This is a genomic window from Nocardia sp. NPDC050378, from assembly GCF_040655675.1.
Lineage (GTDB): Bacteria > Actinomycetota > Actinomycetes > Mycobacteriales > Mycobacteriaceae > Nocardia > Nocardia coubleae.
The window spans coordinates 82450-109207 of record NZ_JBFAKI010000017.1 but is presented as its reverse complement, the minus strand read 5'-3'; the positions used below and the strand labels follow the sequence as shown (position 1 = coordinate 109207).

Sequence of the window (26758 nt, the reverse complement as noted above, 5' to 3'; positions counted from 1 at the left end):
CCGCGGGTTTCGGCCCTAAACCCTGGCTCTTCCCTCCCTACGGGCACTCCTTCGTCGCACCCTTCGGTCAGTCCATCGCCAGGGACGGGCCGAAACCGGGCGGTCAGGCGGCTTCGCGCCACTCGGGCGGCAGGCCGAACAGCGGGAACAGGCGCTGGGTGTCGAGGAAGAAGTTGAGGCCGGCGATGGTGTCGCCCTCGAGTTCGAGCACCGTGATCGACCACGGCACCCAGACGCCGGGCTCCTCGCTCGGCTTGTAATGGCCGAACGCGGGCAGGCCGTTGGCGCCCTCCAACGGAACCATCCGCGAATCGCGGCAGGCACTTCCGGTGCCGAGCATGAACGCCGCCACGTTCTCCGGACCGGAGATCCAGAGGTCGAAGGGCGGCATCGACAGCGCCACATCGGCTTTCAGCAGCGTGGTGAGCGTGTCCATATCGTAGGCCTCGAAGGCTTTGACGAAATCGTCGACGAGTTTGCGCTGATCGGGGTCCGACTCGTCGAAACCGTCGGTGACCGTGGGCTGCACCTTCGACATCGTGGAGCGGGCGCGTTGCAGCGCGCTGTTCACCGACGCGGGCGACATCATCAGTGCCTCGGCGGTCTCGCTCGCCGAGAAGCGCAGCACCTCGCGCATGATCAGGATCGCGCGCTGGGTGGCGGGCAGATGCTGACACGCGGCCACGAACGCCAGGCGCAAGGTGTCCTTGGTGGAGGCGTGCTCGGCCGGGTCGGCGCCGAAGGCGAGCGCGTTGGGGATCGGCTCGATCCACACATAATCCGGCTGCGGCATCGGCAGCGGCGAATCCGGGCGGCCCGGGCCGTTCAGATCCATCGGTCTGGCTCGGCTCTGCGGGCGATCGAGCATGTCGAGACAGATGTTGGTGGCGATCTTGTAGAGCCACGAGCGAAGGCTCGCCCGGCCCTCGAAGGAATCGTAGGAGCGCCAGGCGCGCGTGAACGTCTCCTGCACCGCGTCCTCGGCCTCGAAGGAGGAGCCGAGCATGCGGTAGGCGTACGCGCACAACTCGCGCCGGTGGGTTTCGAATTCGGCGAGGACCTCGGGGTCCGGTCCGGTGGTTGCGGTTGTGGCGTCCGTCATGGTTTTCACCATGCCATAGGGGTCCGACAGCCGACAGGGGACGAATCGGACTATCGAGATTTCGCGAATTCTCCGGTTCGGCGATGAATCCCCACGCGTCACAGCGTCTACATGAACGAGACCGCAACGACGCTCCGAAAGGCTGAAACCATGAGCAGCAAGATGATCTTCATCAACCTCCCCGTCGCCGACCTCGACCGCTCCAAGGGGTTCTACGAGGCGCTCGGCTGGAAGGTCAACGAGGACTTCACCGACCAGAACGCGGCCTGCATCGTCGTCGACGACAACATCTGCCTCATGCTGCTGACCAAGGACTTCTTCACCACCTTCAGCAAGCGCCCCATCGCCGACACCGGCACCCAGGTCGCCGCGGCTTACGCCCTGTCGCTCGGGAGCGCCGAAGAGGTCGACGCCCTCACCGACGCCGCCGTCGCCGCGGGCGCTCGCGAGGAAGTCAACGACGACAAGCGTGCCGAAGAGGCACAGGTAGGCATGCACGGCCGCACCTTCATCGACCCGGACGGCCACCAGTGGGAGCCCTTCTTCATGAACTACCCCGGGGCGTAAGCACCGTTGCCGAACAGGGCGCCGGGCACATGTCCCGGCGCCCTGTGGCGTGTCAGGAGCCGGTGAAGTTCGGCTTGCGCTTTTCGGCGAAGGCTCGGGGGCCTTCCTTGGCGTCGGCCGATTTGAAGACCTCGATGCCGATCTTCGCCTCGATGGGGAACGCCTCGTTCTCCGGCATGGCCTCGGTTTCGCGCAGGGTGCGCAGCATCGCCTGGACGGCGAGGGGGCCGTTGTCGGCGATCTGGCCTGCCAGTGCGAGGGCCTTGTCGAGGGCGGTGCCGTCGGGGACCACGTGGCCGATCAGGCCGATCTCCTTGGCCTCGGTGGCGGTGATGTGCCGGCCGGTCAGCAGCAGATCGGCGGCCACGGTGTACGGGATCTGGCGGGCCAGGCGCACGGCGGAACCGCCGAGCGGGAACAGGCCCCAGCGGGCCTCGGAGACGCCGAACTTGGCGCTTTCCCCGGCCACGCGCAGGTCGGTGCCCTGCAGGATCTCGGTGCCACCGGCGATGGCCGGGCCCTCGACCGCGGCGATCAGCGGCTTGCTCAGCCGCCGCCCCTTCAGCAGGGCGGGGAGATAGGCCGGGTCCCAGCCGCCGCCCGCGGCGGTGTCGCCCGGATGCGACGAACTCATCGCCTTCAGGTCCATCCCCGCGCAGAAGGCCCCGCCCGCGCCGGTCAAGATCGCGACACGGATGTCGGGATCGCTGTCCACCTGGTCCCAGGCGTCGCGCATGATCGCCATCATCTCGCCGGACAGGGCGTTGCGCGCCTCCGGACGGTTCATGGTGACGATGAGGACGTGGTCTCGCTTCTCGACCAGACAGTGGGCCATTTCGATGTCTCCTGACGTTCAGCCTTGTCAGAAACAGTAACACGTTCTATTTTTGTCTTTGTGAGCTACAACATAGCCGATCTCGTCGAACACGCCGTCGACCTGATGCCCGACCGGATCGTGCTGGTCGGCGAACATCGTGAGTCGACCTACGCCGAACTGGAGGAGCGGGCCAATAAACTGGCCCACTACCTGCTGGAACAGGGTGTGCGTCCCGGCGACAAAGTCGGAATCTACAGCCGGAACACCGTGGAGGCCGTCGAAGCGATGGTCGCCGTCTTCAAGGCGCGGGCGGTGATGATCAACGTCAACTTCCGCTACGTCGAGAACGAGTTACTACACATCTTCGACAACTCGGACATGGTCGCCCTGATCCACGAGCGCCGCTACACCGACCGGGTGGCCGCGGTGCGCGACAAGGTGCCCGCCCTGAAGACGGTGATCGTCGTCGAGGACGGCACCGACACCCCGACCGCACCGGGAACGGTGGAATACGAGGCGGCCCTTGCCGATTCGTCCGGCGAGCGCGACTTCGGCGAACGCTCGCCCGACGACATCTACATGCTCTACACCGGCGGAACCACCGGCCTGCCCAAGGGCGTCATGTGGCGCCACGAGGACGTGTGGCGGGTGCTCGGCGCGGGCATCAACTTCGTGACCGGCGAATACGTCAAGGACGAGTGGGAGCTGGCCAAGGTCGGCGCCGCCAATCCGCAGATGGTGCGCTACCCGATCCCGCCGATGATCCACGGCGGTTCGCAGTGGGCCACCTTCCACAGCCTGTTCGGTGGCGGCAAGGCCGTGATGATCCCGGAGTTCAGCGGGCACGGTGTCTGGCAGGCCGTCGACAAGCACGGCGTGAACCTGCTCTTCATCACCGGTGACGCGATGGCGCGCCCGATGCTCGACGCGCTCGCCGAGGGCAACCCGGAAACCGGTGCGCCCTACGACCTCTCGACGCTGTACGTGCTCGCCAGCAGCGCGGCGCTGTTCTCGCCCTCGCTCAAGGACAAGTTCCTCGAGGTGCTGCCCAACCGGATGATCTCCGACTCCATCGGTTCCTCGGAGACGGGCTTCGGCGGTCTGGCGCTGGTAACCAAGGGCGCCACCCACACCGGTGGTCCGCGGGTGAAGATCGACACCGCCACCCAGGTCCTCGATGAGGACGGCAAACCGGTGGAGCCCGGTTCCGGCGTCGTCGGCATGCTCGCGCGCAGCGGCCACATCCCGCTCGGCTACTACAAGGACGAAGCGAAGTCGGCCGCGACCTTCAAGGAGTACAACGGGATTCGCTACGCCATCCCCGGCGACTACGCGCGCGTCGAGGAGGACGGCACCGTCACCATGCTCGGCCGTGGTTCGGTGAGCATCAACAGCGGTGGCGAGAAGATCTACCCCGAAGAGGTGGAGGGCGCGCTCAAGGCTCACCCCGAGATCTTCGACGCGCTCGTCGTGGGTGTGGAGGACGAGCGGTGGGGTCAGCGGGTGTGTGCTGTGGTCCAGTGTCGCGGTGACAAGCGCCCCACCCTCACCGAGCTGAGGCCGCTGCTCACCCAGGAGATCGCCTCCTACAAGCAGCCACGCAGCCTGTGGTTCGTCGACGAGATCAAGCGCTCACCCGCCGGTAAGCCCGATTACCGCTGGGCCAAGGAGCAGACCGACGCCCGTCCCGCCGATGAGCACGCCGACGCAGGCGCCTCCTGAGGTGACACCATCGAATCGGCCCGCCCAGCATCTCGCTGAGCGGGCCGATTCGCGTCTACCGGGCTTCGCCACCGCCGGACATGTGATCACCACGCTCTGGTGGCGGTGGCCTCTCGGGCTTTGCCGCCACCAGAGCGTGGTGACCGACTCAGCGGGCGCGGAGTTCGGCGAGTTGGTAGGCGAGTCTGGTGCGGACGGCGGGGATCCGGGTGAGGACGCGCATGGCGGTGTTGCGGAGGGTGCGGGCGGGGGAGGAGCTGAGGGTGGCCATTTTCGTCATGCGATCGGTGAAGGCGACGACTTCGGTCGCGATGGGCCTGCGGGTCGTTTCGTAGGTGTCGAGCAGGGAATCCGGCTCGCCCGCCGCCACTTTCGCGAGCAGGGTGCCGAGCAGGGCGGCGTCCTGGATGCCGGTGTTCATGCCCTGGCCGCCTGCGGGGCTGTGGACGTGGGCGGCGTCGCCCGCGAGGAGAACGCGGCCGGCGCGATACCGGTCGGCGACGCGGTGGTGCACGCGGAAGCGTGAGCTCCACAGGACCTCGTCCACGCGGACCGCGCCTGCCGGGCCGCGGGTGTCGAGGACGGCCTGGATGTCCTCGCGCGTGGGGTGCTCGGGTGCCTCGTCCACGGTGGCGACCACGCGGTAGCGCTCGCCGTCCGCGTCGGGGAGCGGGGCGACGACGGTGACGCCTTCGGGTGAAAGGTGCAGGGAGACTTCGCTGCGTGGCGACGGCCAGGTCATCCGGACGTCGGCCAGGACGAACGACGCGGGGTAGGTGTCGCCGCTGAAGCCGATGCCCGCCTGTTCGCGGACCACGCTGTGCATGCCGTCGGTGCCGACCACGTAGTCGGCCGCGATGCTGCCCGGTGTGCCGTCGGCGTTCACGTATTCGACGGTGGCGGAATTCTTTTCGTTGCCTATCGCGGTCACCGTGATCGGGCGGTGTACCCGGCCGCCCGCCTTGTGGAGCCGGTCGAGCAGGACGCGCTCGGTGACATCCTGGGGAACCATCAACGTGTAGGGGAACGCGGTCGGCAGGCCGCCGAATTCGATGGTGGCCAGGGTCTTCGGGCCGTCGTGCACCTTGAAGGTCGGCACCTCGATGCCGAGCCCGACCAGTTCGTCGGCGATACCGAGCTCGTCGAGCACCTCGAGTGTCCTGGCGTGCACCACGGCGGCGCGAGAAGTGTTGGCGCCCTCGGCGAGACGGTCGATGAGCACGTGATCGACGCCCGCTTCGGCGAGCACGATCGCGGTGGTGAGGCCGGCGGGACCCGCGCCGACGATGACGACGGAAGTGGTTGCGGGAAGGGTGATGGCGGCCATTTCGACTCCTGGTCAACGAGTGTTTGCCAACGCTTGTAGGCATAACGGTAGACCCGGTGCCGCTGGGAAGTCAACAGTTGTTGGCCTACAATCGTTGGCATGTCATCCGCACAGCAAGAGCAGCCGGTCCGGCGCTCCGATGCCACCCGCGCGGCCATCCTCGCCGCTGCCCGCGCACGCTTCGCCGCCGACGGCTACGCCAAGGCCACCATCCGCGCCATCGCCGCCGACGCCGACATCGATCCATCGATGGTGATGCGCTACTTCGGCTCCAAGGACGGCCTCTTCGCCGCCGCGGCCCAGATCGACCTCGACCTCCCCGACCTCGGTGCCGCCGACCCGAACACATTGGGAGAGCAATTGATCCGCCGCTTCCTCACCATCTGGGAGGACAACGACAACACGGTCCTGCTGATCCTGCTGCGCACCTCGATCACCGACGACGCGGTAGCCGAGCGAGTCCGCGAAATCTTCGCCGCCCAGGTCCTCCCCGCGGTCCTGCGCTTCGGGGATCCGGCCGACGCCCCACGCCGGGCCGGAATGATCGTCACCCAGCTCTTGGGCCTGGCCCTGTGCCGCTACATCCTGCGCCTACCGCCGGTGGTGGCTCTCGCTCCGACCCAGATCGTCACCGACATCGCGCCGACCTTGCAGCGTTACTTGACCTTATGAGTCGGCTGACGACAGCCCTGGTCGGCATCGGTATGCGCAACCGTCGGGTGATGCGTGACTAGTGCTCGATCACGAGTGCTCGAAAATGGCTGCGGCGGCCTCGAAGTCGTGGTGCTCGCCGCTGACGAGCGCGTTGCGGGCGAGCGGCGAGCTGAGCCCTCGGCTCGCAACGTGGCGCGCGGTGGGCGTCGCTTACCCCGCCAGTCGCGAGCCGAGGGCGAGGAGGTGGGGGGTGGCGCCGCCGAGGGCGAATTCGTGGTGTTTGGCGGCGGTGAAGTAGTTGTGGGTGATGTGGTCGCGGTCGATGCCGAGGCCGCCGTGGACGTGGACGACGGTGTGGGCGACCTTGTGGCCCGCTTCTGCTGCCCAGAACTTGGCGATGTGCACGGACTCGGTGGCGGGCAGCCCCTCGGACAGGCGCCAGGCCGCCTGGGTGACGGTCAGGCGGAGGCCGCCGATGTCGATGTAGGCGTCGGCCAGGCGCTGGGCCACCGACTGGAAGGAGCCGATGGCCTTGCCGAACTGTTCGCGGGTGCGGGTGTGCTCGGCGGTGATCTCGAGTGCCCGTTCCAGGGTGCCGAGCTGCAGGGCCGAGAGACCGAGCCAGGCGCGCTCACGCAGCCAGGTGAGGATGTCGGCGCCGGTTTCCACGGTGCCGAGCAGTTCGGCCGGGGTGCCGTCGAACTCCACGAGGAATTCGGGGGACAGGTCGACGACCTGCTGGGGCGTGACAACGGCATCCGCCGGGTCGACGAGGAAGACCGCCACGGTACCCGTACCGCGCGCCGACGCATCACCGGAAATCGACGCGGGCACCAGGATTCGCTCCGCCCGGTCTGCGTACGGGACCGTTGTCGCGACACCTGTCAGAGTCCACGCGGAGCCCTGGCCGGCCGAGGCCGAAGCGCCGCTGGTCGAATCGTCGGCCGAACCGCCGGTGGTCGCGGCGGAACCATCCGCCGGATCGGCCGCAGGGGTGGAGCTGTGGGGGGCGGCGGGAGTCGCCGTGATCCCCGGTGCACCGATCGGATCCTGCAGCGAGGACGACAGAGCCGCCGTCAAAACCGATTCACCCGCGCCCGCGCGCTGTGCCAGCCCCCGCTGACCCTCGTCGCCGAACCGCGCGAGCGCGCCCGCACCGAGCACGACCGACCACAGGTACGGCACGGCGGCGACAGCCCGCCCGAGCTCACCCAACACGGCGGTCTGCTCGAGCTCACCGAAATCGCTGCCGCCCAGTGCTTCCGGCAGCGCGGCCGCGAGCACACCGGTTTCGGCGAGCGCCTTCCAGAGTTGCTCGTCGAAGCGGCCCGGTGTGTCGAGCTCACGCAGCCGATCGGCGGTGACGAGTTTGGCGCAGACCTCGCCGGTGAGACGGGCGAGGTCGGTCTGGGCTTCGGTGGGGGTGAAATCCATGGCGGTGTACCGGCTTTCGTGGTTCAGCGGGCGGCGGCGGGCTGGCGCAGGGCGGTCATGGCGATGATGTCGCGCTGCACCTCGTTGGTGCCGCCGCCGAAGGTGAGGATCAGGGCGGCGCGGTGCATCCGCTCCAGCCTGCCGAGCAGCACCGCACCGGGGGAGTCCTGGCGCAGGTAGGCATCGGCGCCGACCACTTCCATCAGCAGCCGGTAGGCCTCGGTGGCCAGTTCGGTGCCGTACACCTTGCACGCCGAGGCATCCCACGGGCGCGGTGCGGCCTCGCCGCCCTGGTCGGCGCGGCTGGCGATCTCCCAGTTCAGCAGCTTCAGATATTCGACCTTGGCATGCACGCGGGCCAGATTCAGCCGCGCCCATTCCTGGTCGATCACGCGCGAACCGTCGGGCAACAGGGTGTCGCGGGCCCACGCGGTCGTCTGCGCCACCGCGAGCGACAGCGGCCCGGCCGAGGTGAGCGCCACCCGCTCGTGGTTGAGCTGGTTGGTGATGAGCGACCAGCCACCGTTCTCCGGGCCGACCATCGACGACGCGGGAACGCGAACATCCTGGTAGTAGGTGGCGCTGGTGTCGGGACCGGCCATGGTGTGCACCGGCGTCCAGGAGAAGCCTTCGGCGGAGGTCGGCACGATGAACATGCTGATCCCCTTGTGCTTCTTGGCAGTGGGGTCGGTGCGCACGGCCAGCCAGATGTAGTCGGCGTAGGCGATGAGGCTGGTCCACATCTTCTGGCCGTTGATGACGAAGTCGTCGCCGTCGCGCACCGCGGCGGTGCGCAGCGAGGCCAGGTCGGTTCCCGCGCCCGGCTCGGAATAGCCGATCGCGAAGTGCAGCTCACCGGCGGCGATGCGGGGCAGGAAGAACTTCTTCTGCTCCTCGGTGCCGTACTGCATGATAGTTGGGGCCACCGAGTTGAGCGTGAGGAACGGGACAGGCGCGCCCGCGATGGCGGCCTCTTCGACGAAGATCAGCTGATCCATGGTGGTCCGGTCCTGGCCGCCGTACTCCTTGGGCCAGCTCAGGGTGAGCCAGCCGTCGCGGCCCATCTGACGCACCACCTCGCGGTATACGTCGCCCTCGCCGTACTCCCCGGTCTGCAGGCTCAGCGCCTTCTTGCGCTCCGGTGTCATGAGCCCGGCGAAATACGCGCGCAGCTCGGCGCGCAATTCTTCCTGCTGCGGCGTGTACGCGACGCGCATGCTTCCCACCTCGGTGTCGAACTCCAGCTTCGGTGAGCCGATCATTGCACAGCAACTGGAACATGTTCCAGTATTGACAGTGAATCGGTGCCGGTTCCGCCGCGCGAGGTATGCCATCCGGGTTACTCTCGCCGAGACCGTCTGGAAGGAAGATCCCATGAAGATCATCGTCGATTTCGACCGCTGCGAAGCGAACGGCGTCTGCGTCGGAATCGCCCCTGACATGTTCGAACTCGATGAAGACGATCAGCTGACCGTCGCCGAGGGCGATATCGCCGCCGACCGCGTCGCCGATGCGGAGGAGGCGGTGGCGCAGTGCCCGAAGGCCGCGCTGAGATTGGCGTGATCGCCTCTTGTCGGATGGTGAAACACGTTCTAAAGTCGGCCCGATGAGTGTGATGCAGACTTCACTGGAGGGCCGGGTCGCCATCGTGACCGGTGCGGGCGCGGGTCTCGGCCGGGCCGAGGCGCTCGCGCTGGCCTCGGCAGGCGCGGCGGTGGTCGTCAACGACCTCACCGAGGACGCGGCCGCCGAAACGATCGCCGCGATACGCGAACTCGGCGGAAAAGCGGAATTCGTCGGTGGAAGTATCGCCGAACGCGCCACTGCCGACGCGCTCGTCGCCACCGCGCGGGAATCGCTCGGGGGCCTCGATATCGTTGTCAACAATGCGGGTATTACGCGCGATCGCATGCTGTTCAACATGTCCGACGAAGACTGGGACGCGGTGCTCGCTGTTCATCTGCGCGGCCATTTTCTTTTGTCGCGCAATGCTTGCTCGTATTGGCGAACGGCCGCCAAAGCGGCGGGCGAACCGGTGTACGGGCGGTTGATCAACACCTCCTCCGAGGCCGGTCTGCTCGGTCCGGAAGGCCAGGCGAACTACGGTGCGGCCAAGGCGGGCATCACGGCGCTCACCCTTTCGGCGGCGCGCGGTTTGTCGCGCTACGGCGTGCGGGCCAACGCGATCTGCCCGCGGGCGCGCACGGCCATGACCGAGGCTGTTTTCGCCGACGCGCCCGAGGGTCAGGTCGACCCGCTCGCTCCCGAACATGTCGCGAAACTGGTCGCCTACCTGGCCTCACCCGCGGCCGACGAGGTGAACGGGCAGGTCTTCGTGGTCTACGGCCCGATGGTCGCGCTGATGGCGCCCCCGACGGTCGAGCAGCGCTTCGACGCCGCGGGCGAGCAGTGGGCCGAGGACGATCTCGCCTCGACCCTGCGGCAGTACTTCGCCGGCCGCCCGGCCGAGCACACTTTCTCGGCACGAGCGCTGCGCGATCTCGGCTGAGGTTGCCGGATGTTGGCCGGGCGGAAAGTCGCCGTCCCGGCTCGCCGCAGATCTGTTGTACGCCGGTCCAGGTATTGGTAGACATGGACGTCGGCGTGTGTGGTGTCTCACAGGAGGTCTGGGTGAAGCGGTCAGGAGTCGTTTCAGTTCGGATGGCATTTTCCGGGAAAAACTCCTGGTACAAGTCTCCGGAAATCGCAGACATTCGTGAGAACGTGTTCTAGTCTTTGGGCAGTCTTCAGATCGGGGTGGCGGTGAAGTACGGAAACGCGGACGCCATGGTCCGCCCGTCTAACGAGGAGGATTGCCGGTGAACGACCTCCTTGCTGTCCCGTTGCGGGCAGTCGGCGGATTCTTCGAACTCGGCGCGGAAGTGGCACGAGCCGCCTTCCGCAGGCCGTTCCAATGGCGTGAGTTCGTCGACCAGTCCTGGTTCGTCGCCCGCGTCTCCATCCTGCCGACGCTGCTGGTGGCGATCCCGTTCACCGTGCTCGTCGTCTTCACCCTCAACATCCTGTTGCGCGAGATCGGTGCCGCCGACCTCAGCGGGGCGGCCGCCGCCTTCGGCGCCGTCACGCAGGTCGGCCCGATCGTCACGGTGCTGATCGTGGCCGGAGCGGGCGCGACAGCGATCTGCGCCGACCTCGGCGCCCGCACCATTCGCGAGGAGATCGACGCGATGAAGGTGCTCGGCATCGACCCGGTGAGCCGGCTGGTCGTGCCACGCGTGCTCGCCTCGATGTTCGTGGCGCTGATGCTCAACAGCCTGGTGTGCACGGTCGGCATCGTCGGTGGCTTCGCGTTCTCGGTGTTTCTGCAAGGCGTGAATCCCGGTGCTTTCGTCAACGGCATTCCGCTGCTCACCAATCTGCCCGAGCTGATCATCTCCGAAATCAAGGCGGGTCTGTTCGGGCTCATCGCCGGAATGGTCGCCTGTTATCTCGGGCTGCAGGTGAAAGGCGGGCCCAAGAGTGTGGGCGACGCCGTGAACCAGACCGTGGTGTTCGCCTTCATGGCGCTGTTCGTGGTGAATGTCGTCGTCACCGCGATCGGCCTGAAATTCACGGTGCGGTGAACACATGGCCTTCGTAGTTCGTTCAAAATTCCCGCGGGCGGTCCGTCGTTACGAGCGGGCGTCCAAAGCGCTGGACTCTCTCGGTGACAAGGCGATCTTCTTCGTCAAGGCACTCGGCTCGGTGCCGCGCGCGCTGGTGCACTACCGCACCGAGACCATCCGACTCATCGCCGAGATCAGCATGGGCAGCGGCGCACTCGCGGTGATCGGCGGCACCGTGGTGATCGTCGGCTTCCTGACGCTGATGGCGGGCGGCACCATCGCGGTGCAGGGTTACAGCTCGCTCGGCAATATCGGCGTCGAGGCGCTCACCGGCTTCTTCGCCGCCTTCATCAATGTGCGCATCGCGGCGCCGGTGATCTCCGGTATCGGCCTGGCCGCGACCATCGGCGCGGGCGCGACCGCCCAGCTCGGAGCCATGCGCGTGGCCGAGGAGATCGACGCGCTGGAATCGATGGCGATCCGGCCGGTGCCGTTCCTGGTCGGAACCCGGGTGCTGGCGGGCATGATCGCGATCGTGCCGCTCTACGCCCTGGCGGTGATCGCCTCGTTCATCGCCAGCCGCTTCGCCACCGTGGTGATCTACGGGCAGTCGGCGGGCGTCTACGACCACTACTTCTCGACCTTCCTCATCCCCAGCGACATCCTGTGGTCGTTCGCGCAGGCGATGGTGATGGCCCTGGCCGTGATGCTGATCCACACCTACTACGGCTTCCATGCCGCGGGCGGTCCGGTCGGCGTCGGTGTGGCGGTCGGCAATGCGGTGCGGGCCTCGCTGGTCGCGGTCGTCACGGTGACGCTGCTGATCTCGCTGGCCATCTACGGCACCTCCGGCAACTTCCACCTCTCGGGATAGCGGTATGGACACCTCACGGATCGTTGCCGCACTGCAGGGCGGGCTCGGGCGCAAGCTCGCGGCCCTCGCCCTCGTCGGTGTACTCGTCGCGGGCGCGGCCTTCGCGATCGCGCTGTTCCAGGGCGCGTTCACCAACACCGCCGTGGTGCTGGTCGACGCGCCACGCTCGGGCCTGGTCCTCGACCCCGACGCCAAGGTGAAGGTGCGCGGCGTCGAGATCGGCCGGGTCGCCGACATCGACCTGGCCGCCGACGGTGCGACCCTGCGGTTGGAACTGGACCCCGACCAGCTGAAGCTCGTGCCCGACAATGCCGGGGTCGACATCCGCTCGACCACGGTGTTCGGCGCCAAATACGTCAATTTCATTGTGCCCGAACAGCCTTCGGCGAAGTCGCTGGCGCCGGGCAGTACCGTCTCGGCGAGCTCGGTGACCGTCGAGTTCAACACCCTGTTCCAGCACCTGTCCGATGTGCTCGCCCAGGTGGAACCCGAGAAGCTGAACGCGACCCTGACCGCGCTCGGCACCGCGCTCGAAGGGCGCGGCGACAAGTTCGGCGATCTGCTCGTCCGCTCGGATCGCTATCTGCGCGAGCTGAATCCGTACCTGCCGACGCTACAGACGGACCTGGACAAGACCGCGCAGGTGACCGGGATCTACGCCGATGTCGCCGATCCGCTGTTGCGCACGGTCGACAACTCGACGGGCACCGCGCAGACCATCACCGAGATGCAGGGCCAGCTCGACAACGTGCTGGTGAATGTGATCGGCCTGTCCGATACGGCCGGAACTGTCCTGCGGGAGAACGAGAACGACCTGGTGACCGCACTCGACCTGCTGCGTCCTTCCACCGCGCTGCTGTACGACTACCGCGAATCGGTGAGCTGTGTGGTCAACGGACTCGGCACCCTGATCCCGATCGCCGAGGACATGATGGGTGGTTTGCTGCCCGGTGTCGGCATGAACGCGAGCTTCATGCTCGGAGCCAAGCCCTACAGCTACCCCGACGACCTGCCCAAGGTGAATGCCACCGGTGGCCCGCGCTGTGCGGGCGTACTCGACCGCGTGCCCGACAGCCACTCGAACTACCTGGTGACCGACACCAGCGAAGGCGCGCCGTACGCACCGACCACGCGTCACGAATTCCACGGCATGCCAAGGGTGTTCCAGCTGCTGCTCGACGGAATGCCGGGAGTGACACGGTGAAGAACACAGCGACGACGATCAAACTGGCGATCTTCACCGTGGTGATGACGCTGGTGTTCGCCGGTCTGGCAATCGTTTTGAGCCAGGCGCGGTTCTCCAGCGAGAACGGCTATCGCGCGGTGTTCACCAGCTCCTCGGGCATGGTGCCCGGCGCCAAGGTGCGCATCGCCGGTGTGCCGGTGGGTTCGGTGACCTCGGTGGAGGTCGGCGACGACAACCTCGCGCACGTCGAGTTCGATGTCGACACCAAGTACGCGGTCCTGGCCAGCACCCGGGCGGCGATCAAGTACGAGAACCTGGTCGGCGACCGGTATCTGGAACTGCTGGAGGGGCCGGGTTCGGCGCGCAGGCTTTCCGACGGCGACACCATCGGCCTCGAGCAAACCCAGCCCGCCCTCGACCTCGACCTGCTGCTCGGCGGGTTCAAGCCGCTGCTGCGTGGGCTCGACCCGGCACAGGTCAACGATCTCACCGAGGCGCTGCTGCAGATCTTCCAGGGGCAGGGCGGAACGCTCGTGTCGCTGCTCAACAGTGGCGGCGGGTTCGCCAAGACCCTGGCCGACCGCGACGCGCTGATCGGCAGCGTGATCGACAACCTGAACACCGTGCTCGCCACGGTCAGCGAGCGCGGCGACCACTTCGCCACCACCATCGACGAACTGCAACGCCTGGTCAGCGACCTGTCGGCGGAGCGCGATCCGATCGGCAACGCGTTGCCGCGGATCGCCGGCGCGACGAAGGAGGTCAACGATCTGCTGGTGCAGGCCCGTCCCGATCTGCGTTCCACCATCGAGCACACCGGGCGCCTGGCCACCAATCTGGACGAGGGCTCCGACCACATCCAGTGGGTGCTCGACAAGCTGCCGGACACCTACAAGAAGCTCATCCGGATCGGGTCCTACGGTTCCTTCCTGCAGCTGTACATCTGCGGGACCAATTTCTTGGTCACGGGTCCCGACGGCCAGCCGATGGAAGTTCACATGCCGGCTCTGCAGGTGACCGGAAGGTGCAAGCCCAATGAATGAGAACAAGTCGTCGGCCGCGACGATCGGCATCGTCGGCGTGGTGCTGGCGCTGACGATCTCGCTCGCGACCTTGCAATTCACCGACCTGCCCTTCATCCGATCGGGTGCGACCTTCACCGCGAACTTCCTCGACGCGGGCGGCTTGGTCCCGGGCGACCCGGTGCATGTGGCCGGGGTGCGCTCCGGCGAGGTGCGGCAGGTGAGCCTCGACGGCGACAAAGTGCTGGTGAGGTTCGACCTGGACGAGTCGATCGTCTTGGGGGAGAAGACAACCGCCGCGATCAAGACCAACACGGTGCTCGGCCGTAAATCGCTGGACGTGGTGCCGGACGGGCCCGGTGCCATCGGCGTGCGCGACACCATTCCCCTCGAGCGAACCACCTCGCCCTACTCGCTCAACGAAGCGCTGAGCGATCTCGGCGGGACGGTACGTGACCTCGACCTGGAGCAGGTCGACCAAACCCTCGACACCCTGTCGGCGGCCTTCGCCGACACACCGGGTCCGTTGCGCAACGCGCTCGACGGCATCACCGCGCTCTCGCGCAGCATCAACACCCGCGACCAGGCGCTGACCGACCTGCTGGCCAGGGCACAGAACGTCACCAAGATCCTGGCCGACCGCAGCACCCAGCTCAACACGCTGCTCATCGACGGCAACGCCCTGCTCGGCGAACTCGACAACCGCCGGGCCGCGATCAACCAGCTCGTCGTGTACATCGACGATGTGGCCAGACAACTTTCGGGCCTGGTAGCCGACAACGAGCCGCAGATGCGGCCCACCCTCGACCGCCTGAATTCGGTGCTGGCCCTGCTCCAGCGCAACAAACAGAACCTCAACGACGCACTCGACGGCCTCGGCCCCTACGCCGCCGCGCTCGGTGAGCAGGTCGGCAACGGACCCTGGTTCAACGCGTATGTGGTGAACGCGAGCAGTGTCGAACTCCGCCCGCTCGTCGACGCGCTGGTCTGGCCGGAACAACTGCCACAGGACGTGATCGACATCTTCACCCACCCGAGGGCGCCGTACATCGCTCCCGCCGAGGAGGATCCCCCGCGATGAGCTTCACCCAGCAGGTGCGCGGGTTGCCGCGCTGGACGATCGCGGTGGCGGTGGTGGTGATCGCGGCGCTGGTCGCGGTCGGCGTCTACCTCGCGACCGGCGTCGGAAAGAACACCGTGACCGCCTCGTTCACCTCGACCACCGGCCTGTACGCGGGCGACGAAGTGCGCGTACTCGGTGTCACCGTCGGCAGCATCGACTCCATCGAACCGGGCCGAGGTCAGGTCACGGTGACGATGAGCATCGACAGCGATATCGATCTGCCCGCCGACGCCCGCGCGGTCATCATCGCGCCGTCGTTGGTCTCGGCCCGCTTCGTGCAGCTCGCCCCCGCCTACAGCGGTGGCCCGAAACTGGCCGACGGAGCGCGGATTCCGCTCGAGCGCACCGCGGTGCCGGTGGAGTGGGACGAGATCAAGGCCGAGCTGACCAAACTGTCGGCGGCGCTCGGTCCGGTCGGTGACGACAAGCAGGGCTCCTTCGGCCGCTTCGTCGACACCGCGGCCCAGAACCTCGACGGCAACGGCCAGAAGTTCCGCGACACCCTGCGGGAACTGTCGGCGACCCTGACCACCCTGTCCGACGGGCGAACCGACCTGTTCGCCACCATCCGCAACCTGCAGAAGTTCGTCGAGGTGCTCTCGGCGAGCAATGAGCAGATCGTGCAGTTCAGCGGCCGGCTCGCGTCGGTGTCGTCGGTGCTGGCCGGTGCGTCGGAAGAACTCGGCGCCGGTCTCGACAGTCTCGATGTGGCACTGGCCGATGTGAAGCGGTTCCTCGAGGGCACCGGTGGTGAGCTGACCGAGGGCGTGCAGCGGCTCGCCGACGTCACCCAGACCCTGGTGGACAATCGGCCCGAGATCGAACGGGTGCTGCATTCCGGTCCCACGGCGATGGTGAACTTCTACCAGCTCTACAAACCGGCTCAGGGCTCGCTCACCGGTGCTGTCGCACTGAACAACACTGCCAATCCGCTCAGCTTCCTGTGCGGTTCGATCCGGGCCATCGAGCACAACAACTCGGACAAGTCCGCAGATCTGTGCGCGGAATTCCTCGCGCCGGTGATCAGTTCGCTCGCCATGAACTACGTGCCGATCATGACCAACCCGGCCAGCGGCGTCACCGCCTTCCCCGAGCAGCTGGAATACAGCGACCCGGCTCTGGCCGGTGCGGTCGAACAGAACCAGCCCCCCGGCGCCGCGCCGATCACCGTGCCCGAAGGTCTTGCCGGGCTTGCTATTCCAGGAGGCCAGCGATGAGGCGGCAACGCGCACTCGCCGGGCTGGCCGTCGGCGTCGCCGTGGCACTCGGCACCACCGGTTGTCAGTTCGACGGGCTCAACTCCCTGCCCATGCCCGGCTCCGAGGGGCGCATGGACGGCTCCTACACGGTGCGCATCCAGATGCCCAATGTCACGACGCTGACCCGGAATTCGCCGGTGCGGGTGCACGACATCGAGGTCGGCAATGTCACCGGGATCGAGGTCGAGGGCTGGCACGCGCTGGTGACGGTCTCGCTCAACCCCGATGTGCGCCTGCCCGCCAACGCGGTCGCCAAGATCGGCCAGACCAGTCTGCTCGGCAGCAACCACGTCGAGTTGGCCGCGCCGACAAGCGAACCGCCGACCGGTCAGTTGCGGGGCGGCGATGTCATCCCGCTCGAGCGGGCCGGTGCCTTCCCGACCACCGAGCAGGTGCTGTCTTCGCTGTCGGTGGTGCTCAACGGCGGCGGTATCGCGCAGCTCGAGACCATCACCACCGAACTGAACGCGATGGTCAACGGCCGCGAGGACGAGATCGCCGACCTGCTCCCGCAGCTCAACGAACTGACCACCGGGCTGCAGCGCCAGACCGGCAGCATCATCGCCGCGATGGAGGGACTGGATCGGCTGTCGGTGCAGCTGGCCGGTCAGCGTGATGTGATCGCCCAGGCGATCGAGCAGATCCATCCCGCGCTCACCGCCCTGGCCGACCGGTCGGCGAACATCACCAGGGCGATCACGGCGCTGGGTGAGCTCGGCGACGTGAGCGAGCGGCTGATCAAGACCAGCGGCGACGACCTGGTGGCCAACCTGCGCAGCCTCGGCCCCGTGCTGCAGACGCTGGCCGACACCGGAACCAATCTGGTCCAGGCCCTCGGCATCCTGCCGACGTTCCCGTTCCCGATCCGCAACATCGACAACGCGATCATGGGCGACTACCTGAATCTGTTCATCACCTTCGACCTGACCGGCAGCCGCCTCGACAGCAACTGGCTCACCGGTACCCCGCTCGGCGGCCGCTTCGGCGGTGTCGAGGGGGTAGTCGGCTCGTTCGCGCCGTCGACCGCGACGGATGCCGGTGACCCGGCCACCACACCGCTCGCCCCCGCGCCGGCTCCCGCTCCCGCTGTTCCGGGGTTGCCGTCGATTCCCGGTCTGCCCGCCATCCCCGGTATCACCGCGCCGCTGCCCGGCCAGGAAGGGGCGGGTCGATGAAACTCACCCGGTTCGTGCGAGCCCAGCTCGCGATCTTCGCGGTGCTCACCGTGGTCGGTCTGGTCGTCATGGGCGGCACCTACCTGCAGGTGCCGGCGATGTTCGGCATCGGCCGGTACGCGGTGACCGTGCAGCTGGCCGCCACCGGCGGGCTCTACCCGACCGCCAATGTGTCCTATCGAGGCCAGAACATCGGCAAGGTGGAGGCGGTGCGGCTCACACCCGCGGGCGTCGACGCCGACCTGTCGATCGACAGCGACTACAAGGTGCCCGCCGATTCGAGCGCGTGGGTGCGCAGCGTCTCGGCCATCGGTGAGCAGTACGTCGACCTCGTGCCGAGCGAACAGCCTGCCGACGGGCACCTGCGCGACGGCTCGGTGATCCCGGTGCAGCGCACCCACCTGCCGCAGGACGTCGGCGCGATGCTCGACCAGGCCGACAAACTCCTCGCCACCGTGGCCGACACCCGTCTGCGTCAGGTGATCGACGAGGCGTTCCTGGCGTTCAACGGCGCCGGGCCCGACCTGCAACGGTTCATCGACTCCGCGGCGCTGCTCATCCAGCAGGCCGAGACCGATATCGAACCGACCAAGAAGCTGCTCGACCAGATCGGCCCGCTGCTCGACACCCAGATCGAGTCCGAAGCCGATATCCGTTCCTGGACAAACGATCTCGCCACGATCACCGATCAGCTCCGGGAAAGCGACCCGACGCTGCGAAACCTTTTCAACAATGCGCCTTCCGCGATGGAGACGGTGAACAAGCAGTTCCAGGACCTGCGCCCCACCCTGCCGCTGCTGGCGCGCAACCTGGTGAGTCTCGGGCAGGTCGGCGTGACGTACCACGCCAGCGTGGAACAACTCATGGTCGTGTTCCCGCCGTTGATCGCGGCGCTGCGCACCGCCATCCGTGGCCCGGCCAAGTACGGCGTGATGGTCGACTTCATGACCGTGCTCAACGACCCGCCCGCCTGCACCACCGGCTTCCTGCCCGCGGAGCAGTGGCGGGAGCCGAGCGACCTGACGCCCATGGACACCCCGCCCGGGCTGTACTGCAAGGTCCCGCAGGACTCGCCCATCGCGGTTCGCGGCATCCGCAACACCCCGTGCATGGAGTTCCCCGGCCGCCGTGCCCCCACTCCCGAACTGTGCCGGACCGGGTTCGTGCCGGAAGGCAACAACCCGCCGTTCGGTCCGGTCGAGCCGGTCGCTCCGGCGTCCGCACCGGCAGGCGCATCGACGGGCGCTGTGACGCCCGCCGCAGCGCGCCCCTATGATCCGTCGACGGGTACGTACCTGGGAACAGACGGACGCACCTACCGCCAAGGTGACATCGCCACCGATGGTTCGGGCACCGTTCCGGCCAGCTGGCAGGCGATGTTGGAGGAGCAGCAACGATGAACGACAACGACAACCGCCGCCCGCGTCGCCGGGCCGCACGCTCGGCCGGGCCTCCGGTCGAGGAGACGGCGGCCGTGACGGTGGCCGTGAGTAAGAGCGAATCCGCATCACCAGCCGCTGAGGTTGCCGCCAGGTCGACGGACACGGTGAAGTTCGCCGAGGGCGCCGCCGCACCCACAGTGAAGTTCGGCAAGGACGCCGTCGAGCCCGCCGCCTCGACCGCGAAGGTCGACAAGGACGCCGTCGATTCGTCCGCTCCGACCGTGAAGTTCACCGACGGCATCGCGCAGTCCGAGGACGCGACGGTGCACAACGTTCGCGACGAGGAGAAGAAGTCGCGCGTGCGTCGCCTCCTCGCCGTCGCGGCCGCGGCCGTCCTCGTGCTCGCGCTCATGGTCGGCGCGGGGGCCGCCGCTGTCGCCGCGTTCATGACCGACGCCGAAGAGGACCTGCGCGCGGAGTACACCGAGACCGCACGTCAGGCCGTGCTGAACCTGACGACCATCCGCGCCGAATCCGCCAAGGAAGACATCGACCGCATCCTCGCCGTGGCATCGGGCGACTTCAAGTCCGAGTTCGACGGTCGAGTCGACCCGTTCATGGATGTCGTCAAGCAGGCCAACGTGGTGTCCAACGGCAGCGTTGTCGAATCGGCCGTCGTCTCGGCCGACCTCGAGTCCGCCCAGGTGCTCGTCGCCGCGAAACAGACGGTGACCAACAACGGCTCGCCCGAACCCCAATCGCGTCAGTACCGATTCCGGATCACGGTGACCAACGGTGAGACGGGCATGACCGTGTCGAAAGTGGAGTTCGTGGGATGAGTCGCACAAGCGCACAGATCATTTTCGGTGTCCTCGCTGTTTTCGGCCTGCTCGCCGCCGCCGTCCTCGGCATCAGCAGCTATCAGCTGTGGCAGCACGACCGCACCGAGCAGGCCCGCGGCGAGGCGATGAGCACGGCGAGCCGCACGGTGAGCGCCATGTTCAGCTATGAACACGGCACCGTCGACACCGAGCTGCCGAAGGCGGCTGACGGCCTGAGCGAGTCGTTCCGCAACGACTACCTGCGGCTCATCGAGGAAGCCATCGCGCCCGGCGCCAAGGAGAAGCAGCTCACCGTCAAGGCGACAACGCAGGCCGAAGGCGTGATCTCCGCCGAACCCGAGCACGCGGTGGTGCTGCTGTACCTGAATCAGGTGACCACGAGCAAGGACACGCCGCAGGGCACCGCCTCGGGCAGCCGCGTCCGGGTCTCGCTGGACAAGACCGGCGATCGCTGGCTGGTTTCCCAGGTCACGCCGGTCTGAGTCCTAACGGCTGGTGTCGGGGTAGTTGTCGTCGTCGTCGCTGAGTAGCGCGGAACCGGCCACACTGCCCTGGGAGAGGGCGTCGAGGAAGGCGCGGGCCCAGCGGTCCACGTCGTGGGTGAGGACCTGGCGGCGCAGGGAGCGCATGCGGCGGCGTTTGGTGTCGCGGTCGTCGTCGAGGGCGCCGACGATCGCGTCCTTCACGCTGTCCAAATCGTGCGGGTTGCACAGGTAGGACTGCCGCAGTTCGGCTGCCGCACCGGTGAATTCACTGAGGACCAGGGCGCCGTTGAGGTCGCTGTGGCAGGCCACGTACTCCTTGGCGACCAGGTTCATGCCGTCACGCAGCGGCGTGACGAGCATGGCGTCGGCGGCCACGAAGAAGGCGATCAGCTCGTCGCGGGGGATCGGCCGGTGCAGGTAGTGCACCACCGGGTAGCCGACGCGGGCGAACTCGCCGTTGATCCGGCCCACCTGACGTTCGATGTCGCCGCGCATCTTGATGTAGCTCTGTACGCGCTCACGCGACGGCGTGGCCAGCTGGACCATCACTGTCTCGGCCGGGTCGATGCGACCCTCCTCCAGGAGCTCCTGGAGGGCATTGAGGCGGATGTCGATGCCCTTGGTGTAGTCGAGGCGGTCGACACCGAGCATGATGTTCTTCGGGTTGCCCAGTTCGGCGCGGATCTTGGCCGCGCGCTCACGCACCGACCGGCGTCGTGAGTGCTCGTCGAGTTCGGCGGAATCGATCGAGATCGGGAACGCGCCGACACGTACCGTGCGGAAACCGACCTGGACCACACCCAGCTTCGACCGCACGCCGATGGTGCCGCGCGAGGTGGGTTGACCGGCCAGCCTGCGGGCCAGGTACAGGAAGTTCTGCGCGCCACCGGGCAGATGGAAACCGATCAGGTCGGCGCCCAGCAGGCCCTCGACGATCTCGGTGCGCCACGGCATCTGCATGAACAACTCGACCGGCGGGAACGGGATGTGCAGGAAGAACCCGATCGTCAGATCCGGGCGCAACATGCGCAGCATCTTCGGCACCAGCTGCAGCTGGTAGTCCTGCACCCAGACCGTCGCGCCCTCGGCGGCCACCTTCGCGGTCTCCTCGGCGAAACGCCGGTTGACCTCCACATAGGCCGCCCACCAGGCCCGGTCGTACACGGGCCGCACGATCACGTCGTGGTACAGCGGCCACAGCGTGCCGTTGGAGAACCCCTCGTAGTAGTCCTCCACCTCCTGCGACGACAGCGGCACCGGATACAGCTCGAGGCCGTCCTCGATGATCGGCTCGACGTCGACATCGGGCACCCCGGCCCAGCCGACCCAGGCGCCCTTGTTGCTGCGCAGTACCGGTTCCAGCGCGGTCACCAGACCGCCGGGGCTGCGCTTCCACCGGGTGGTGCCGTCGGGCAGTTTCTCGAGGTCGACCGGGAGCCGGTTGGCGACGACGACGAATCCCGATCCCGCACCCGAGGGTGCCACGGGTTCTTCGGACGGACGGTCGTTGGACTGTTCATCGATCATCTGGTCCACTCACGCATCCTTTGCGTCGCAGGGTGCCGTTTTGAGGTTGTAGTAGGTGGTTTCGTCAGCTGGGGCCGATGCCGAGCATCGACAGCAGCATGCGGCACTCGTCGGCGTCCTCGGCATATGCCGCGACCACGCGCTGCGCCTGGCGAGCGGTCTCGTCGGCCAGCGGCTCGAGCTCGTCGTCGGCGATGTCGTTGGCGGTGCTCTTCGCGGCCATAGTGGTTCGTCCTCCCGGTTTTCCAACGCTCTTCGTGCGAGTAGTCAATAGTATCGGGCGCCGGTTACCGTGGATTGGTTCGTCAACCCGACCGAAAGGTTTCCCCATGCCACTGGCCACGGTGAACGGCATCGCACTGAACTATCAGGTCAAGGGCGACCGTACCAAGGGCACCGACGTCAAGGGCGGTGGTCCGCTGGTGGTGTTGATCATGGGGACCGGTTCGCCCGGGCGGGTCTGGGAGCTGCACCAGGTGCCCGCGCTGGTCGCGGCCGGATACCGGGTCTGCACCTTCGACAACCGCGGCATCGCGCCGTCCTACGAGGCGGCGGGCGGTATGCGCATCGAGGAACTGGTCGCCGACACCGCCGCGCTCATCGAGTTCCTCGACGAGGGCCCCGCGCTGGTCGCCGGCACGTCGATGGGTGCGCGGGTGGCCCAGGAACTGGCCCTCGCCCGCCCCGATCTCGTGCGCAAGGCCGTGTTCATGGCCGGTCACGGCCGTCTCGACCAGTTCCAGAAGACCCTGTCGGCCGGTGAGCAGGACCTCGACGCATCGGGCGTGCAACTGCCCGCCAAGTTCGAGGCGGCCGTCACCGCGGTGATGAACCTGTCGCCCGCCACCATGGCCGACCGCAATGCCGCCCGCGACTGGCTCGACCTGTTCGAATTCACCGGCGGGCCGGCCACTGCGGGCATCCGCGCCCAGCGCGCCATGGACCACGACTTCGACCGCGTGGCCGCCTACCGCGCGATCACCGTGCCCTGTCTGGCGATCGGTTTCGCCGACGACCGGATGATCCCCCCGTACCTGTCGCGCGAGGTCGCCGAGGCCATCCCCGGCGCCCGGTACCAGGAAATCCCCGACGCGGGTCATTTCGGCTACCTCGAACGGCCCGAGGCCGTGAACAAGATCCTGCTCGATTTCTTCGCGAGCTGAGGTAACCGCCTACGCGTAACGTATGGCTTGCTAGGGTCGACACAACGCTCGGGGCTTGCCGGCCTCAGCGATCCCGTACACAGCGCCAGTATCCAGTGAGGTGAAATGAGCACCAACCCCTTCGACGACGAGGACGGCCGCTTCTTCGTTCTGGTCAACGACGAAGAGCAGCACTCCCTGTGGCCCGCGTTCGCGGAGGTCCCGGCGGGTTGGCGTGTCGTGTTCGGCGAAGAAAGCCGGGCCGCGTGCGTCGAGTACGTCGAGAAGAACTGGACCGACATGCGTCCCAAGAGCCTGCGCGACGCCATGGCCGCCGACGACGCCGCCCGCGCCCAGTCCTGACCGGTACCTTCCGAATACTGCGCCGGGACCGCTCGCTGGGCGTCCCCGCGTGACACCGAACTCGGTGTCACGCGGCGGACGTGTCCGGCTATGATGGTCGCTGCCCTCCGGGGACCCGCCTCCTTAGCTCAGTGGTAGAGCACTCGCCTTGTAAGCGAAAGGTCGTCAGTTCAATCCTGACAGGGGGCTCTTTCAGCCTTGACCCGAAGTTCGGGTCAAGGCTTTTTTCGTGGGGCATCGATCGAGAGGCCGATCGTCTGTCTACTGTGAAATGGTGAGCTCGTCCTGATTCATCGGTGCGGTAGCAACGGGATGGAGGATCGGCGTGGCTGTTTACGAGGTGGGGCATCGGTCGGCTGTGGTGAGTGGGGCGGGGTCGGGGATCGGGCGGGCGGTGGCGCTCGGGCTGGCGGGGAACGGGGCGTCGGTGGTGGTGTTCGATCTGAACGAGGGGGCGGCGCGGGAGGTTGCCGACGAGATCGTGGTCAATGGGGGGACCGCGGTGGCTTTGGCGGGGAATGCGGCTGATCCGGGGGACGTGGCCAGGAGTGTGGCGGCGGCGCAGGAGATGTTGCCGTTGGGGATCGCTGTGAACAATGCGGGGATCACGGGGGAGCGCAACGCGATCGGTGATTATTCGATCGAGGGGTGGCGCAAGGTGATGGCGGTGAATCTCGATTCCGTGTTCTACGGAATGCGCGAGCAATTGCCGGTGCTCGCGGCGAACGGTGGCGGGGCGATCGTGAATATGGCCTCGATCCTGGCCAGTGTGGGAAATCCCGAATACGCCGGATATGTCACCGCCAAGCACGCGCTGCTCGGTCTGACGAAGAACGGCGCTCTCGAATACGCGCGGCAGAATGTCCGTGTGAACGCCGTCGGACCCGGCTACATCCGCACCCCGCTCCTGGCCGACGATCCCGAAACCGTCAAGTTCCTGGAAGACAAGCATCCGATCGGCCGCCTCGGTACGCCGGAAGAGGTCGCCAACCTGGTTCTGTTCCTCGCCAGCGACGCCGCCAGTTTCATCACCGGCAGCTATCACCTCGTCGACGGTGGCTACACCGCGCAGTGAAAGCGCCTGCCTACCAATCCGACCGGCGTTGGTCCGCGCTCGCTCGGGCGATGAGGTTTTGGAGCTCGACGTTCAAGCGGTCGGAGGTCAGGGGGTGGGCGGAGACTCGGGTGGCGTCTCGAAGGAGATAGCGGCCGTCGGCGGTGTAGTCGATGACCTGGAGTGTTGTGCCACCTTCTTGCCAGCCGTCCAGGGCGGGGCCCTTGTCGACGCGGAATTCGGCGTAGGTGCGGAACGGGCGTTCGAGGAAGGCAAGGGCGTGTTCGGCCGGGGTGCGACGGGTGGCGTAAGGGTCTGGGGTGGTGGTGAATTCGTCGCGGTGCAGGTCGAAACCCTGGCTTGTGCCCGGCGGAACTGTCGGCAGGACGGAGATCAGTCGCTGGGTCACGGCGTGAGCGGGGCGCAGGTAGATGAGGATGTTGCCGCCCTGGCCGTATTCGGGACCGGGGAGTTGAGCCGCGACGGTGCCATTGGTGGACTCGATCGTCGCACACGCTCGGACCATGCGGGTGCGACCGTCGAAACGGTGACCGAACAATTCGACCCGGATCTCGGGACGCGCCAAGGCGTGCAGGGCGTGGTACAGCGACTCGTCGTCGCCGATCTTGGCGATGAGGGTGTCGGCGGCGATCCGGCATTCACGGTCGAACTCGGCCTGGGTTTCCACACCCGCGGTGAAGGTCAACGGCCACGGCATGCGGTCGCGGCCGAGAGTTTCCCAGGCGACCCAGAATTCGAACTGGGTGAGCTCCCAGTTGTCGGTCATGCGTCGCCACCGATGACCGGCGGGATGTGCGGGCGATCCGGACCGAGCAGCTCCTCCTGCACGCCGCGAAGATAGTCGGGAGCCCCGTGTTCGTTCTCGTCGTCCTTGCCGCCGCGCGCGCCCGGTGCGCCCATGCCGCCCATACCGGGCATCCCCGCCCGCCCCGCCGACCCGCCTGCGGACGCGGCGAGCTTCTGGCCGGCCCCGGCGCCCGGGGCGGCACCGCCTGCGCCGGGGAGGGAGCTGCCCGCGCCGGGAACGCTCGGGCTTCCGCTACCCGCACCCCCACCCGCGCCTGCACCTGCACCTGCGCCGCCACCTGAGCCCAGACCGTTCGGGGTGGTGCCCGCGGGCGTGGTTGCGGCTGGGTTCGTCGCAGGGGTGGAAGCCGGTGTGGTGTCCTCGGGTGTCGTGGCGGCGGGTTCCTCCGTCGACGATGAGGAATCGTCGCCGCTGTTGTCGTCGTCGCCCGGCTCGGTCGTTGTCGGGTCTTCCGCCTCGGTGGTCGTGTCGGCCGGGTTCGTGCCAGGAGTTCCGCCGGTGTTGTTGTTGTCGCCGTTGGTGATCCCGCTGCCGGGGCCGTCGCCGGGATCGCCGTTCCCCGGGTTGTCCTGCTGCGATTTGGACGGTCCCGGCACCTTGGGGACCTGGGTGTCGGACTGCTGGGCAACCGGCTGGTAGACGGTTTGCATGACTTCACGGGCGGCTGCCTGCGCGGCTTCCGCCCGGCCGGCGCTGGCGCTATCGATGACCTTCCCGGTGGCGGGAGAGAGAACGGACACCAGAATTCCCAACTTGCTGTCGCCCTGGTCGTCGGACTCGTGCGGGACCGAGTACTTCACCTGCTGAAAGCCCGACCGCGCCTCGTCCATCTTGTTGGCGATCAGCTTGGCGGCCTGATCGACCTTGTGGATATCCGCGAGATACGCTTTGGTGCTGGCCAGCGCCTGAGTGGCAGCGCTACCGGCCCATCCACGCTCCATCTCCTTGCTGATGTTGTCGTGGAAGGCGGTTGCCTTGGCCGTCGTGTCGTTGGCCAGCTGGGTCCAGCCTTGAATGCTTGTACTCATCTGGCCGAGGTCGATCGACTCGACGAACTGCATGATGCGGGAATGCGACATGTCGGTGAAACTCTCCATCACCGGCGGCACGACCTGTGGGGTGTACTCACCGGAGAAACCCGAGGCCAGCGCCTGGTTTTCGCCGTAGATGCGGTTCCGCTCCTTGTTTCCGTCGGCCTGCGCGTCCAGTTCGGACTGCGTCGGTGCGATATCGGAATCGAACAGTGAGCCGACGCGATCCGTGGCCGCGCGCAGATTCGACAGCCCGGTCATAAAAGCTACGAACG

The 26758-nt window shown here is 67.2% G+C and carries 27 protein-coding genes and 1 tRNA gene; 19 read left to right on the top strand and 9 right to left on the bottom strand.

What is annotated here, in order from left to right; translation table 11 throughout:
* Positions 1–103: 103 nt before the first annotated feature.
* Entirely contained in the window at positions 104–1102 is a 999-nt protein-coding gene (locus AB0I35_RS27310) for a sigma-70 family RNA polymerase sigma factor (RefSeq protein WP_357399198.1), read from the bottom strand.
* Positions 1103–1252: 150 nt separating this feature from the next.
* On the opposite strand from AB0I35_RS27310, the gene AB0I35_RS27305 reads away from it, so the two are divergent.
* The gene (locus tag AB0I35_RS27305; RefSeq protein ID WP_357399197.1) at positions 1253–1669 is read left to right on the top strand and encodes a VOC family protein; all 417 of its coding nucleotides are present in this window, start codon (positions 1253–1255) and stop codon (positions 1667–1669) included.
* 52 nt (positions 1670–1721) lie between these two features.
* On the opposite strand, the gene AB0I35_RS27300 is transcribed toward AB0I35_RS27305, so the two are convergent.
* A complete protein-coding gene (locus AB0I35_RS27300) occupies positions 1722–2504 on the bottom strand; it encodes a crotonase/enoyl-CoA hydratase family protein (RefSeq protein ID WP_357399196.1) in 783 nt (260 codons plus the stop codon).
* 60 nt (positions 2505–2564) lie between these two features.
* Between AB0I35_RS27300 and AB0I35_RS27295 the strand changes: the two genes are divergently transcribed.
* A complete protein-coding gene (locus AB0I35_RS27295) occupies positions 2565–4208 on the top strand; it encodes an acyl-CoA synthetase (RefSeq protein ID WP_357399194.1) in 1644 nt (547 codons plus the stop codon).
* Between the two features lie 148 nt (positions 4209–4356).
* On the opposite strand, the gene AB0I35_RS27290 is transcribed toward AB0I35_RS27295, so the two are convergent.
* The gene (locus tag AB0I35_RS27290) at positions 4357–5535 is read right to left on the bottom strand and encodes an FAD-dependent monooxygenase (RefSeq protein WP_357399193.1); all 1179 of its coding nucleotides are present in this window, start codon (positions 5533–5535) and stop codon (positions 4357–4359) included.
* 99 nt (positions 5536–5634) lie between these two features.
* Between AB0I35_RS27290 and AB0I35_RS27285 the strand changes: the two genes are divergently transcribed.
* A complete protein-coding gene (locus AB0I35_RS27285; protein ID WP_357399191.1) occupies positions 5635–6207 on the top strand; it encodes a TetR family transcriptional regulator in 573 nt (190 codons plus the stop codon).
* A gap of 192 nt (positions 6208–6399) precedes the next feature.
* On the opposite strand, the gene AB0I35_RS27280 is transcribed toward AB0I35_RS27285, so the two are convergent.
* On the bottom strand, positions 6400–7623 hold the full coding sequence (locus AB0I35_RS27280) for an acyl-CoA dehydrogenase family protein (RefSeq protein ID WP_357399190.1): 1224 nt from the start codon (positions 7621–7623) through the stop codon (positions 6400–6402).
* Between the two features lie 23 nt (positions 7624–7646).
* Entirely contained in the window at positions 7647–8840 is a 1194-nt protein-coding gene (locus AB0I35_RS27275) for an acyl-CoA dehydrogenase family protein (protein ID WP_357399189.1), read from the bottom strand.
* Positions 8841–8997: 157 nt separating this feature from the next.
* Between AB0I35_RS27275 and AB0I35_RS27270 the strand changes: the two genes are divergently transcribed.
* The 12 genes from AB0I35_RS27270 to AB0I35_RS27215 all read left to right on the top strand — a co-directional run bounded on the left by AB0I35_RS27270 (position 8998) and on the right by AB0I35_RS27215 (position 20534).
* Entirely contained in the window at positions 8998–9186 is a 189-nt protein-coding gene (locus tag AB0I35_RS27270) for a ferredoxin (RefSeq protein ID WP_357399188.1), read from the top strand.
* A gap of 43 nt (positions 9187–9229) precedes the next feature.
* Positions 9230–10132 carry a 3-oxoacyl-ACP reductase gene (locus AB0I35_RS27265; RefSeq protein WP_357399187.1) on the top strand — a complete coding sequence of 301 codons (903 nt, stop codon included), beginning with the start codon at positions 9230–9232 and terminating at the stop codon, positions 10130–10132.
* A gap of 310 nt (positions 10133–10442) precedes the next feature.
* Positions 10443–11207 carry an ABC transporter permease gene (locus tag AB0I35_RS27260; protein WP_067492283.1) on the top strand — a complete coding sequence of 255 codons (765 nt, stop codon included), beginning with the start codon at positions 10443–10445 and terminating at the stop codon, positions 11205–11207.
* A 4-nt stretch (positions 11208–11211) separates the two neighbouring features.
* Positions 11212–12063, top strand: coding sequence for an ABC transporter permease (locus AB0I35_RS27255; protein ID WP_067492284.1), 852 nt, complete (start codon positions 11212–11214; stop codon positions 12061–12063).
* 4 nt (positions 12064–12067) lie between these two features.
* On the top strand, positions 12068–13267 hold the full coding sequence (locus AB0I35_RS27250) for an MCE family protein (RefSeq protein ID WP_357399185.1): 1200 nt from the start codon (positions 12068–12070) through the stop codon (positions 13265–13267).
* Positions 13264–14292 (top strand): MCE family protein, encoded by a 1029-nt coding sequence (locus AB0I35_RS27245; RefSeq protein ID WP_357399184.1) that lies wholly within the window; start codon positions 13264–13266, stop codon positions 14290–14292. Before AB0I35_RS27250 ends, AB0I35_RS27245 begins: the two co-directional genes overlap by 4 nt.
* The gene (locus tag AB0I35_RS27240; RefSeq protein ID WP_357399182.1) at positions 14285–15352 is read left to right on the top strand and encodes an MCE family protein; all 1068 of its coding nucleotides are present in this window, start codon (positions 14285–14287) and stop codon (positions 15350–15352) included. Before AB0I35_RS27245 ends, AB0I35_RS27240 begins: the two co-directional genes overlap by 8 nt.
* The gene (locus tag AB0I35_RS27235) at positions 15349–16611 is read left to right on the top strand and encodes an MCE family protein (protein WP_357399181.1); all 1263 of its coding nucleotides are present in this window, start codon (positions 15349–15351) and stop codon (positions 16609–16611) included. Before AB0I35_RS27240 ends, AB0I35_RS27235 begins: the two co-directional genes overlap by 4 nt.
* Positions 16608–17828, top strand: coding sequence for an MCE family protein (locus tag AB0I35_RS27230; RefSeq protein WP_357399180.1), 1221 nt, complete (start codon positions 16608–16610; stop codon positions 17826–17828). The genes AB0I35_RS27235 and AB0I35_RS27230 overlap by 4 nt, the downstream gene beginning before the upstream one ends.
* Positions 17825–19228, top strand: coding sequence for an MlaD family protein (locus tag AB0I35_RS27225; protein ID WP_357399178.1), 1404 nt, complete (start codon positions 17825–17827; stop codon positions 19226–19228). Before AB0I35_RS27230 ends, AB0I35_RS27225 begins: the two co-directional genes overlap by 4 nt.
* Positions 19225–20049, top strand: a complete 825-nt coding sequence (locus AB0I35_RS27220) for a hypothetical protein (RefSeq protein WP_357399177.1) — start codon at positions 19225–19227, stop codon at positions 20047–20049. The genes AB0I35_RS27225 and AB0I35_RS27220 overlap by 4 nt, the downstream gene beginning before the upstream one ends.
* Positions 20046–20534 (top strand): h domain protein, encoded by a 489-nt coding sequence (locus AB0I35_RS27215; RefSeq protein ID WP_357399175.1) that lies wholly within the window; start codon positions 20046–20048, stop codon positions 20532–20534. Before AB0I35_RS27220 ends, AB0I35_RS27215 begins: the two co-directional genes overlap by 4 nt.
* A gap of 3 nt (positions 20535–20537) precedes the next feature.
* Here the strand turns inward: AB0I35_RS27215 and AB0I35_RS27210 are convergent, their stop codons facing one another.
* Together AB0I35_RS27210 and AB0I35_RS27205 are read right to left on the bottom strand one after the other, a co-directional pair.
* Entirely contained in the window at positions 20538–22064 is a 1527-nt protein-coding gene (locus AB0I35_RS27210) for a trehalose-6-phosphate synthase (protein WP_357399212.1), read from the bottom strand.
* Between the two features lie 64 nt (positions 22065–22128).
* Complete coding sequence (locus AB0I35_RS27205) at positions 22129–22287, bottom strand: hypothetical protein (RefSeq protein WP_166655756.1); 159 nt, start codon at positions 22285–22287, stop codon at positions 22129–22131.
* Positions 22288–22393: 106 nt separating this feature from the next.
* Between AB0I35_RS27205 and AB0I35_RS27200 the strand changes: the two genes are divergently transcribed.
* The 4 genes from AB0I35_RS27200 to AB0I35_RS27185 all read left to right on the top strand — a co-directional run bounded on the left by AB0I35_RS27200 (position 22394) and on the right by AB0I35_RS27185 (position 24644).
* Positions 22394–23227 (top strand): alpha/beta hydrolase, encoded by an 834-nt coding sequence (locus tag AB0I35_RS27200; RefSeq protein ID WP_225281317.1) that lies wholly within the window; start codon positions 22394–22396, stop codon positions 23225–23227.
* A gap of 105 nt (positions 23228–23332) precedes the next feature.
* Positions 23333–23569: an MbtH family protein gene (locus AB0I35_RS27195; RefSeq protein WP_022565839.1), complete on the top strand. Its 237-nt coding sequence runs from the start codon at positions 23333–23335 to the stop codon at positions 23567–23569.
* 117 nt (positions 23570–23686) lie between these two features.
* A tRNA-Thr gene (locus tag AB0I35_RS27190) sits at positions 23687–23758 on the top strand.
* Positions 23759–23894: 136 nt separating this feature from the next.
* Entirely contained in the window at positions 23895–24644 is a 750-nt protein-coding gene (locus AB0I35_RS27185; protein WP_357399174.1) for an SDR family oxidoreductase, read from the top strand.
* A gap of 10 nt (positions 24645–24654) precedes the next feature.
* Here AB0I35_RS27185 and AB0I35_RS27180 read toward each other — a convergent pair whose 3' ends face one another.
* Positions 24655–25410: an ESX secretion-associated protein EspG gene (locus AB0I35_RS27180; RefSeq protein WP_357399173.1), complete on the bottom strand. Its 756-nt coding sequence runs from the start codon at positions 25408–25410 to the stop codon at positions 24655–24657.
* The gene (locus tag AB0I35_RS27175) at positions 25407–26744 is read right to left on the bottom strand and encodes a hypothetical protein (RefSeq protein ID WP_357399172.1); all 1338 of its coding nucleotides are present in this window, start codon (positions 26742–26744) and stop codon (positions 25407–25409) included. The genes AB0I35_RS27180 and AB0I35_RS27175 overlap by 4 nt, the downstream gene beginning before the upstream one ends.
* Between the last annotated feature and the right edge of the window lie 14 nt (positions 26745–26758).

Bases quoted from the DNA above. Each gene is read 5' to 3' on its own strand.
- AB0I35_RS27250 (WP_357399185.1), top strand. From the start codon at position 12,068: ATGGACACCTCACGGATCGTTGCCGCACTGCAGGGCGGGCTCGGGCGC.
- AB0I35_RS27290 (WP_357399193.1), bottom strand. From the start codon at position 5,535: ATGGCCGCCATCACCCTTCCCGCAACCACTTCCGTCGTCATCGTCGGC.
- AB0I35_RS27200 (WP_225281317.1), top strand. From the start codon at position 22,394: ATGCCACTGGCCACGGTGAACGGCATCGCACTGAACTATCAGGTCAAG.
- AB0I35_RS27275 (WP_357399189.1), bottom strand. From the start codon at position 8,840: ATGCGCGTCGCGTACACGCCGCAGCAGGAAGAATTGCGCGCCGAGCTG.
- AB0I35_RS27205 (WP_166655756.1), bottom strand. From the start codon at position 22,287: ATGGCCGCGAAGAGCACCGCCAACGACATCGCCGACGACGAGCTCGAG.
- AB0I35_RS27300 (WP_357399196.1), bottom strand. From the start codon at position 2,504: ATGGCCCACTGTCTGGTCGAGAAGCGAGACCACGTCCTCATCGTCACC.
- AB0I35_RS27235 (WP_357399181.1), top strand. From the start codon at position 15,349: ATGAGCTTCACCCAGCAGGTGCGCGGGTTGCCGCGCTGGACGATCGCG.
- AB0I35_RS27265 (WP_357399187.1), top strand. From the start codon at position 9,230: ATGAGTGTGATGCAGACTTCACTGGAGGGCCGGGTCGCCATCGTGACC.
- AB0I35_RS27255 (WP_067492284.1), top strand. From the start codon at position 11,212: ATGGCCTTCGTAGTTCGTTCAAAATTCCCGCGGGCGGTCCGTCGTTAC.
- AB0I35_RS27240 (WP_357399182.1), top strand. From the start codon at position 14,285: ATGAATGAGAACAAGTCGTCGGCCGCGACGATCGGCATCGTCGGCGTG.
- AB0I35_RS27195 (WP_022565839.1), top strand. From the start codon at position 23,333: ATGAGCACCAACCCCTTCGACGACGAGGACGGCCGCTTCTTCGTTCTG.
- AB0I35_RS27230 (WP_357399180.1), top strand. From the start codon at position 16,608: ATGAGGCGGCAACGCGCACTCGCCGGGCTGGCCGTCGGCGTCGCCGTG.
- AB0I35_RS27280 (WP_357399190.1), bottom strand. From the start codon at position 7,623: ATGGATTTCACCCCCACCGAAGCCCAGACCGACCTCGCCCGTCTCACC.
- AB0I35_RS27285 (WP_357399191.1), top strand. From the start codon at position 5,635: ATGTCATCCGCACAGCAAGAGCAGCCGGTCCGGCGCTCCGATGCCACC.
- AB0I35_RS27270 (WP_357399188.1), top strand. From the start codon at position 8,998: ATGAAGATCATCGTCGATTTCGACCGCTGCGAAGCGAACGGCGTCTGC.
- AB0I35_RS27175 (WP_357399172.1), bottom strand. From the start codon at position 26,744: ATGACCGGGCTGTCGAATCTGCGCGCGGCCACGGATCGCGTCGGCTCA.
- AB0I35_RS27180 (WP_357399173.1), bottom strand. From the start codon at position 25,410: ATGACCGACAACTGGGAGCTCACCCAGTTCGAATTCTGGGTCGCCTGG.
- AB0I35_RS27305 (WP_357399197.1), top strand. From the start codon at position 1,253: ATGAGCAGCAAGATGATCTTCATCAACCTCCCCGTCGCCGACCTCGAC.
- AB0I35_RS27225 (WP_357399178.1), top strand. From the start codon at position 17,825: ATGAAACTCACCCGGTTCGTGCGAGCCCAGCTCGCGATCTTCGCGGTG.
- AB0I35_RS27310 (WP_357399198.1), bottom strand. From the start codon at position 1,102: ATGACGGACGCCACAACCGCAACCACCGGACCGGACCCCGAGGTCCTC.
- AB0I35_RS27220 (WP_357399177.1), top strand. From the start codon at position 19,225: ATGAACGACAACGACAACCGCCGCCCGCGTCGCCGGGCCGCACGCTCG.
- AB0I35_RS27215 (WP_357399175.1), top strand. From the start codon at position 20,046: ATGAGTCGCACAAGCGCACAGATCATTTTCGGTGTCCTCGCTGTTTTC.
- AB0I35_RS27210 (WP_357399212.1), bottom strand. From the start codon at position 22,064: ATGATCGATGAACAGTCCAACGACCGTCCGTCCGAAGAACCCGTGGCA.